Raw genomic sequence first — 7,967 nt, forward strand, 5'->3', positions numbered from 1 at the left:
TATTTCAAAGAACTCTTTTAGATTTTAATGGGACAACAATGTTTGTAAAAGGTAAAACAATATGCGTTTTTCAGATACAGAGAACAATATGACCTTTTGCATAGGTGTGTGTTGGTTAGGAACTCCAAATATGGAGTCGTTGCAGAAAATAATGATGAACTTGAATATTATTGATAAGGATGGAAACAATGGAAGCTAATGAACTGATGCGATATGCCTATGAATTACTGCAAGGGCATTCGAATGAAGAATGTGCCCGAATATTAAGAGAAGTGGTGGCCGAGTGTCAGGTGTGTATAAAGAACTGTGAAGAAGGTGTTTTCGAAAATATGCTAAAGTAATAACAACAAGAATATGGAAATTACTCATAAAAATCAAGGAGAACTTGACTCAACCATGCTCCCATTCGTGATGAGAGAGCTGGTAGAACTGGTCATGAAGAAAAAGGCATTGCCTTTAGGCGATGCACTGTATTATATATATTCTTCCAAGTTGTATAAATCTTTGCTGGATAAGAGTACCAAGTTATGGTATTCAAGTACATTGTCGCTTTATGAAACATTGGAGAAGGAAAAAACAGAAGAAAAACGACGGTATAACGGTGACACGAAGATCCTGCTTTTCAAGATGTTCTGCATTGAGAATTATAGGGAGGAAAAGAAACAAAGTGCGGAAGAAACCTTGTTGTTGTTTTCGGACTATGGGGTTTTTGATTTTTTGGATGAGACTTTTGAAATGCTTCATACCCAAGACCCCGAATATATATTAGATACTATAACGACTTATATCAATAAAAGAAAATGAGACTATTTCATGGATCTACAGTTACCGTGAAACGCCCTAATATACAGAAAGGACGGAAGGCTACGGACTTTGGGAAGGGATTTTATACGACAACCAACTTTGAACAAGCAAAAAAATGGGCTTTGTTGAAGAAGAACAGGGAACAGAGCGAAAAAGCAATCGTCTCTGTTTATGAAGTTCCCGATGATATTCTTGATAGGGAATATCCGGTTCTTCGGTTTATGGGTGCGACAAAAGAATGGCTGGAGTTTGTTGTCAACAACCGCAGAGGAAGAGAAAACGGTGACTATGACCTAATAATGGGGCCTGTCGCAAATGACCAGTTATATGCGACAATTCGGCTTTATGAACAGAGAGTTGTTACGGCTGAAGCCGCTATTGAGATGCTGAAAGCGCATAAGTTGTTCAATCAGCTTTCATTTCATACGGTAACAGTCGCTTTGTTGTTGAAGTTTGTTGAATCAATTGAAGTGGGGTAAAGAATATGTGAAGTGAAAATAGGGGGAAGTTTATCCCCCAATGGTAAGGTTGTTTTTTGCGTCCACTTAGTTTTTTCCCACCCACCCTTTCAGCGGAGTGACTGCCCGGCAGTCTGTTGCTTACCCATATGTCCTAGCCTTTTAGGGCTGTAGATAGGTAGTTGGATATTTCGCTGCCAAATCGGCAGTCCGCTTCAATCGTTTGCTTGCTTTTCTCCGAGTGGAGCCTTTCTGCTTTTCCGGTGGTGTAATCTTCTTTTATTGGAAACAGGTGTAGTGGCTGTATGCCTGTGTGGTTATGTTCTCCCGCAGAATCCGCAAGTCAGTTCTTCCGTTGCAGCTTTTCATTTTATCGTGCAGTCACTTTTTTCGATACGTGGAATATGATATGCTTCATTCTTCGGCTTCATTTTTTTAAAAGGAATTGCAGATGTTTCTTCCGGTGTGTCGATAGGCGGCTGACCATCTTTTCGGGATGTGCCATGCTTGCTGTCTAACCGGTTGTTTTTTGCATCCTTTCCAAACCTGTTACTGATTTTCAAGTTTTGTCTTTTTCATATCATTTTTTAGGGAAGTCAAATCATTTTCCGTTGCAAATATAGATTGTTGCTAACCCCTTTTACGGGGATAAGGGGACGATTCACAAACACCACGTTGTTATTCGTCTGAAATCTTCCTTTTTTTGCCTTGCACAAAAAGCGTATTTAACCCGAATTATTCGTTGCCATCTTCACCAATAAAAAAGTTACAAATCTTCCTTTTTCCGGCCAGCATAAAAAGAGTATTTATATCTTTTTTCATGGTGTCCCCCAAAGCCAACAATCAGTTATTGCACTGTAAAATTGATTAATTAACTTCTAAAAAATCAGAGATATGAAAAAGATTGAAAATTCATTCGCAGTAACAGGCAGGATTTGTAGGGATGCAGAAATCCATTTATTCGAAATAGTAAAGGTTGCACACTTCTCTATTGTGGTCAGTCGCATAGGCAAGATAAATGAAGAAAAAACATTTGTTTCCTCTGTTATGAAAGTTGAAGCCTGGAGTAAGATGGAAGACCGCTATGCTTTTTGGATACTGCAAAAAGATGTACTGATTACCGTTGAAGGCTACTTTAAGCCGGAAGAATGGACGGATTCTAAAAGTGGGGAGAAACGTAACCGCATTGTGATGGTAGCTACTAAGTTCTACCCGACTCCGGAAAAATAAGAACCCCCGGACTAAAAAGAAAAAGCAATCAAACGATTGAAGCGGCACAAGGTCGCTTCAATCGTTTGCTAATGCGGCAGAAGATTATAAAAAAAGTGTTTCTTAATTTGGTGATTTTCAGATTTATCGGTATTTTTGTATCAAAAATGATACCTAAATATGTTTTTCTATGAAAAGATTATATGATACATATACAATATACGAATTTTCAGATGAATGTATTGTAAAGGAAATCTGCAAGAGAGTTAAGTCTATAAGACTTAGCTGCTGTTTTTCCCAGCAAGAATTTGCGGATAAGGCAGGAGTATCTATCGTTACTATTAAGAGAATAGAATCTTGTAAAGTAAGTGATATTGCCCTAAGTACATTGCTTAAGATTTTGCGTATAAGTGGAACTCTTGAAGGCGTTGTCGGTTTGGTTCCGGAACTTCCAGACTCCCCTTTCCTAATCAATGAAAAAACAGGTAAAAGAATACAAAGAATTAACGGTAAACGTAAGATGGTATGAAGAAAGAGCCGATTATAGTGAATGTATATCTGTGGGGGACTTGCATTGGCAAATTGAATTGGGACTTTGAAAAGCATTGTTCTGTATTCCAATTTACGGATGAATATAGGAAACAAGATTATGATATATGCCCTTCCACACACCCTAAGAGAACCCCTTTGTTTGCGTCTTTCTATGGGAATAAAGATAAATTATATCAAGGGCTTCCGGAATTTCTTGCAGATGCGCTTCCTGACTGTAGATACTAATTGAAAAGTGCGCTGTATTCTAATTGAAAAGAGCTCCATCCATAACTTGTTACAAAATTACTATAAGTTTAAAATATTCATTTATCTTGTCTCATTTTTTGTGTTTCCTTAAGCCTATAAGACAGTCCGGTCATATTAACCAGATAAGCTTTATGTGTAAGCCTGTCAACCATTGCCGCCACAAGCACCTTGTCCTTTATGATTTCATTCCATCTGTTAAAAGCCAAATTAGTAGTAATGATTGTAGCCTTTTTTCCGGCTCTTAACGACAGGTGGTTAAAAAGCAGTTCTCCTCCTTCCTTGTCACAACTGACATATCCGAACTCATCACAGATGACCAGATCGTATTTTTCAAACCTTAATTGTAGCGTCCTCAGTGTCTTTGCTGATTTAGCCTCCCTTATCTGGGTAAGCAGGACCGGCACTGAAGTAAACAATACGGTAAAGTCCTGTTGGCAGGCCTTTATTCCTAAAGCCGTAGCAATATGCGTCTTTCCCGTTCCCGGATTTCCATACAGGACCAGGTTTCTTCCCTGTCTGATGAAGTCCAGTGTCTCCAATTCAGGTAATATTACCTGTGCCTCTTTGGGCATGTCTTCCATAACAAGCTCATGCAGATACTTCATTTGTGGAAATCCCGCAGATCTTATCCTTGATCTTCTTCTACACTCCCTTCTCCTGGCGCTTTCCTTTCCAAGCAATTCCGTCAAGAACTGCAGATGGTTCCAGTTTTCTTCAGCTGCCAATGAAAGGGTGCATTCCAGTTCCTCTTTAAAGGCCAGAAGCTTCAGTTCTGCAGCATAGTCATAAATGGTTTCTTTTTCTGATTTCATATATTATAAACTTAAATGGTTGGTATTATATCATGCACTTCATTGTATCCTGTCATGAGCGCCGTGATGCCTTCAAGCATATCCACAGCTTCTCTTTCTATATTCTCCTGTTGTGCCGGGAGAACAGGCGGTTCCATGGTTTCTTCTGTCTCTCCCTGTACGCTACCATGCAGCATGGCCTTTACCTGGTCCGGAGATATCTTTCTGACACCACGTCCGGTCAGCTCCTTGCATGCCGTGACAATGTCCGTTCCGGAAAATCCATTTTTTCGGGCATAGTCCAGCAACAGAACAAACGTCCTGTTGTCCTCCTTGAAATGGATGTCATACAGCCTTCTCAGTTCTTCCGGTGCTCTTTGCCAAACCACAGAGTGGGGCAATGCCCCCGGTTTACGGGAAAGTGTACGCAAATAGTGCTCCAGCTTGATGCACCAGTCTCCACCGCAATAACTGCGTTGATGAGAGGCCACTTTCTCCTTCCCGTACAGGATGACGATTTTTTCACTATAAACCTTGACATGTACTTTTTCTCCCACAAGAGAATCAGGTACGGAATAATGAACATTTTTCATGCTGATAGTTGACCATTTATCCACAATGTACTCATAGACCTCAAAACAGCCCAGATTACCGGGAAAAGGCTTCAGCGATGACAGGTCAGCTTCCAGGCGTGATGTTTTCTCCGCTGTTGAAAGACTGCCTTGCTCGTTGTTGACCTGCATACATACCCGGTTTAAATGCTCCTGGGCAGAATGTATATCACCAAAATGGTCTGTCAGGCAGAAAGCTTTCCTTCTGACATATTCCACGCTGCGCTCCACATGTCCTTTCTCCCATCCGGCCCGTACATTACAGAAACGGTACTCAAAACAATAGAAACCGGACATCTTCATCAAAGCTTCTGTAGGTTTCTTATCACCACCGACAAAGCTCTTGACGGCTACACGCATATTGTCATAGACCATCATGGCGGGGACACCATGTATATCCCTGAAAAAGTTACGGTGGGATTCCATGAAGGCAAGCGTATTCTGATGCCTGAAAAGATAGGCGTATCTGCCATTGCTATGCCCGAAAGTGAATACGGCCAGATAAAACTTGGTTTTGACGCCGTCAATAAAAAGAAGAACTTCACCCCAGTCAAACTCGGCAATGCATCCAGGCTCATAGAACAACCGGATAAAGGCTTCGCTCTTTTTCTTCTCTTTGTATGACTCTATATTTTTTATATAACTGCATACTGTGGCGTAACTGATGGTGTATCCTTGAGATAACAGAAACTGGTGGATATCCTTTTTCAACATGCGCTGTTTGCGAAGTCCGGTAGCTATCTTAACGGCATTCTTCTTCAGGCAAAATCCTATCTTATCCTTAATCTCTTGTGTGAGCCGGCGAGGACGGCGTCTGGAACTGTCATACCTGGGCTGGATGGTAAGCAAATCACTCAAAGCCTCTTCTGGATTGTCCGTGCGGATGGCTGATTCGTACTTTGAAAGAATATTGTCAACGGTATGACGGCTGACATGAAGTTCACGAGAGATACGCCGTTTGCTATAACCGCATACTCTATACATGTGTATTATTGATTGTCTTTCTACCATAGTCTTCATTTTACCTTTGCATTTGGATTATACAAAGGTCATTATACTTATCCTATGGTGGCGCAATTTTCAACTGGAATATTGGCGCACTTTTCAATTAGTATCTACATCCTGACAAATGGGGGGCTTCCCTATTTGACCAATGGCTCACGGATAATAATATAAAGGTTACGGAATCATTGCCTCTATTGAAGCTCTCTTATATTGGCAAGAGGGCTATGGGAGCATTGGAATTTGAACCGGAATTTAATGATGATGCCATCCATGAGTCAGTAAATATGTCATCATTGGCAACTTTGGCTTCTAAAATATATAATGATCGAGATGCTGCTGTCATATCACCGGAGGATAGCCTCACGATGAAAAAGTTGATATATCTTGGAACTTCTGCCGGTGGCATGCGCCCGAAGGCAGTGATTGCCTATAATCTCGAAACGGAAGAGTTTCGTTCCGGCCAGGTGGATTTGCCTGAAAATTTTAAGCAGTATATCATCAAATTTAAAGAAGCAGATGACTCTCCTACCACAGAGATAGAAATGGTATATAGCGAAATGGCAAAGGCGGCGGGAATCAACATGATGCCATGCTTCCTGAAAGAAATTGATGGAAGAAATCATTTCGTAACGGAAAGATTTGATCGTAAGAATGGAGAAAAGCTCTTTAGTCAGACCCTTGCGGCCATTATGCCGGGTGCAGATGATTATATGAAGCTGTGTTGGATAGCAGAGACTCTGAAACTTCCCCAGGAAGACAAAGATCAGATATTTATCAGAATGGTATTTAATTATGTCGCAGGTATATCCGATGATCATAATAAGAACATATCGTTTATCATGGATAAGGCAGGGGTATGGCGTTTATCACCTGCATATGATGTAATGTTCACGGCAAATACATGGGAAAATTCTTCAGCACACATTCATTCGATGGGCGTGATGGGCAAAAGGTCTGCCTTGACTACAAGTGATTTCGTCAACTTTGCCGAGGATTTTGTAGAGGAGCCCGAAAAGAAGATATTACAGGTGTTCGATGCTGTAAGCAAATTTCAATCGTTATGCGCCACGTATGGCATAGATAAGGCTATATTTGATAAAATCCAACATGTATTGGATGGATTGGTCACTGATGATTTGGATTTGCTGCAATTAACTTAAAGAACAGTAGATGGTGATAGTTGCTCCAGTCTTTTCTGGAACGGCTTTCTTTTCTTTTGAGATCTTTATACCCCTATTTGTTATTTTGGAGAAAGTCACATGTTTCCCACCCACCCTTTCAGCGGAGTGACTGTCCCCGTTTCAGGATTTCTCATAGTCACTCGCAGGCTCCGTGATTGTGTGAAATCCAGGAATGGGGAAGGCAAAGGAGAGAGGCATATCCGGTCTGCTTTCGGAGCTTCGGCCACATCGAGACAACCTCTTTCCGGCGGCTATGCCACTCTCCTTTTATTTGCCCGGCAGTCTGTTGCTTACCCATATGCCCCAGCCTTTTAGGGCTGTATATAGGTAGTCGGATATTTCGCCGCTAAATCGGCAGTCCGCTTCAATCGTTTGCTTGCTTTTCTCCGAGTGGATGCCTTTCTGTTTTTCCGGTTGTATAATCTTCTTTTTCCGGAAACAGTTGTAGTGGCTGTATGCCTGTATGGTTATGTTCTCCCCGCAGAATCCGCAAGTCTGTTCTTCCGTTGCAGCCTTTCATTTTATCGTGCAGTCACTTTTTTCGATACGTGGAATATTGTATGCTTCATTCTTCGGCTTCATTTTTTTAAAAGGAATTGCAGAGGTTTCTTCCGGTGTGTCGATAGGCGGCTGACCATATTTTCGGAATGTGCCATGCTTGCTGTCTGACCGGTTGTTTTTTGCATCCTTTCCAAACCTGTTGCTGATTTTCAAGTTTTGTCTTTTTCATATCATTTTTTAGGGAAGTCAAATCATTTTCCGTTGCAAATATAGATTGTTGCTAACCCCTTTTACGGGGATAAGGGGACGATTCACAAACACCACGTTGTTATTCGTCTGAAATCTTCCTTTTTTTGCCTTGCATAAAAAGCGTATTTAACCCGAATTATTTGCTGCCATCTTCACCAATAAAAAAGTTACAAATCTTCCTTTTTCCGGCCAGCATAAAAAGAGTATTTATATCTTTTTTCATGGTGTCCCCCAAAGCCAACAATCAGTTATTGCACTGTAAAATTGATTAATTAACTTCTAAAAAATCAGAGATATGAAAAAGATTGAAAATTCATTCGCAGTAACAGGTTTTATCGGTAAGGATGCAGAAATCCGTAG

Annotated in this window: 9 protein-coding genes and 3 pseudogenes; 7 read left to right on the plus strand and 5 right to left on the minus strand. The window is 40.9% G+C overall.

Annotated features, from left to right (window positions below; translation table 11 throughout):
• Positions 1 to 354: 354 nt before the first annotated feature.
• Together DWX33_RS20245 and DWX33_RS20250 are read left to right on the plus strand one after the other, a co-directional pair.
• Positions 355 to 804, plus strand: a complete 450-nt coding sequence (locus tag DWX33_RS20245) for a DUF3791 domain-containing protein (protein ID WP_005868755.1) — start codon at positions 355 to 357, stop codon at positions 802 to 804.
• The gene (locus tag DWX33_RS20250; RefSeq protein WP_005868753.1) at positions 801 to 1,283 is read left to right on the plus strand and encodes a DUF3990 domain-containing protein; all 483 of its coding nucleotides are present in this window, start codon (positions 801 to 803) and stop codon (positions 1,281 to 1,283) included. Before DWX33_RS20245 ends, DWX33_RS20250 begins: the two co-directional genes overlap by 4 nt.
• Before the next feature lie 344 nt (positions 1,284 to 1,627).
• On the opposite strand, the gene DWX33_RS20255 is transcribed toward DWX33_RS20250, so the two are convergent.
• The gene (locus DWX33_RS20255) at positions 1,628 to 1,825 is read right to left on the minus strand and encodes a hypothetical protein (RefSeq protein ID WP_007564664.1); all 198 of its coding nucleotides are present in this window, start codon (positions 1,823 to 1,825) and stop codon (positions 1,628 to 1,630) included.
• Positions 1,826 to 2,156: 331 nt separating this feature from the next.
• Here DWX33_RS20255 and DWX33_RS20260 point away from each other — a divergent pair, with 331 nt between their 5' ends.
• The 3 genes and pseudogenes from DWX33_RS20260 to DWX33_RS20270 form a co-directional block, all read left to right on the plus strand.
• A complete protein-coding gene (locus DWX33_RS20260; RefSeq protein WP_005868751.1) occupies positions 2,157 to 2,492 on the plus strand; it encodes a single-stranded DNA-binding protein in 336 nt (111 codons plus the stop codon).
• Positions 2,493 to 2,661: 169 nt separating this feature from the next.
• Entirely contained in the window at positions 2,662 to 3,000 is a 339-nt protein-coding gene (locus tag DWX33_RS20265) for a helix-turn-helix domain-containing protein (RefSeq protein WP_005868750.1), read from the plus strand.
• Positions 2,997 to 3,236, plus strand: a pseudogene (locus DWX33_RS20270) (HipA N-terminal domain-containing protein); the annotation flags it as partial. The gene DWX33_RS20265 and the pseudogene DWX33_RS20270, both read left to right, overlap by 4 nt.
• An 89-nt stretch (positions 3,237 to 3,325) precedes the next feature.
• Here DWX33_RS20270 and istB read toward each other — a convergent pair.
• A complete protein-coding gene (gene istB, locus DWX33_RS20275) occupies positions 3,326 to 4,081 on the minus strand; it encodes an IS21-like element helper ATPase IstB (RefSeq protein ID WP_004288784.1) in 756 nt (251 codons plus the stop codon).
• Between the two features lie 11 nt (positions 4,082 to 4,092).
• Positions 4,093 to 5,691 carry an IS21 family transposase gene (istA, locus tag DWX33_RS20280; RefSeq protein ID WP_012055590.1) on the minus strand — a complete coding sequence of 533 codons (1,599 nt, stop codon included), beginning with the start codon at positions 5,689 to 5,691 and terminating at the stop codon, positions 4,093 to 4,095.
• A 101-nt stretch (positions 5,692 to 5,792) separates the two neighbouring features.
• Here istA and DWX33_RS20285 point away from each other — a divergent pair.
• Positions 5,793 to 6,836, plus strand: a pseudogene (locus tag DWX33_RS20285) (type II toxin-antitoxin system HipA family toxin); the annotation flags it as partial.
• Positions 6,837 to 6,993: 157 nt separating this feature from the next.
• On the opposite strand, the gene DWX33_RS22645 reads toward DWX33_RS20285, so the two are convergent.
• Together DWX33_RS22645 and DWX33_RS20290 are read right to left on the minus strand one after the other, a co-directional pair.
• Complete coding sequence (locus DWX33_RS22645) at positions 6,994 to 7,155, minus strand: hypothetical protein (RefSeq protein ID WP_005868748.1); 162 nt, start codon at positions 7,153 to 7,155, stop codon at positions 6,994 to 6,996.
• Positions 7,156 to 7,373: 218 nt separating this feature from the next.
• The gene (locus DWX33_RS20290; RefSeq protein WP_007564676.1) at positions 7,374 to 7,571 is read right to left on the minus strand and encodes a hypothetical protein; all 198 of its coding nucleotides are present in this window, start codon (positions 7,569 to 7,571) and stop codon (positions 7,374 to 7,376) included.
• A 331-nt stretch (positions 7,572 to 7,902) separates the two neighbouring features.
• On the opposite strand from DWX33_RS20290, the pseudogene DWX33_RS22965 reads away from it, so the two are divergent.
• Positions 7,903 to 7,967 (plus strand): annotated as a pseudogene (locus DWX33_RS22965) (single-stranded DNA-binding protein); the annotation flags it as partial.

Origin of the sequence: Parabacteroides sp. AF19-14 (assembly GCF_003635485.1) — a bacterium.
GTDB lineage: Bacteria > Bacteroidota > Bacteroidia > Bacteroidales > Tannerellaceae > Parabacteroides > Parabacteroides distasonis.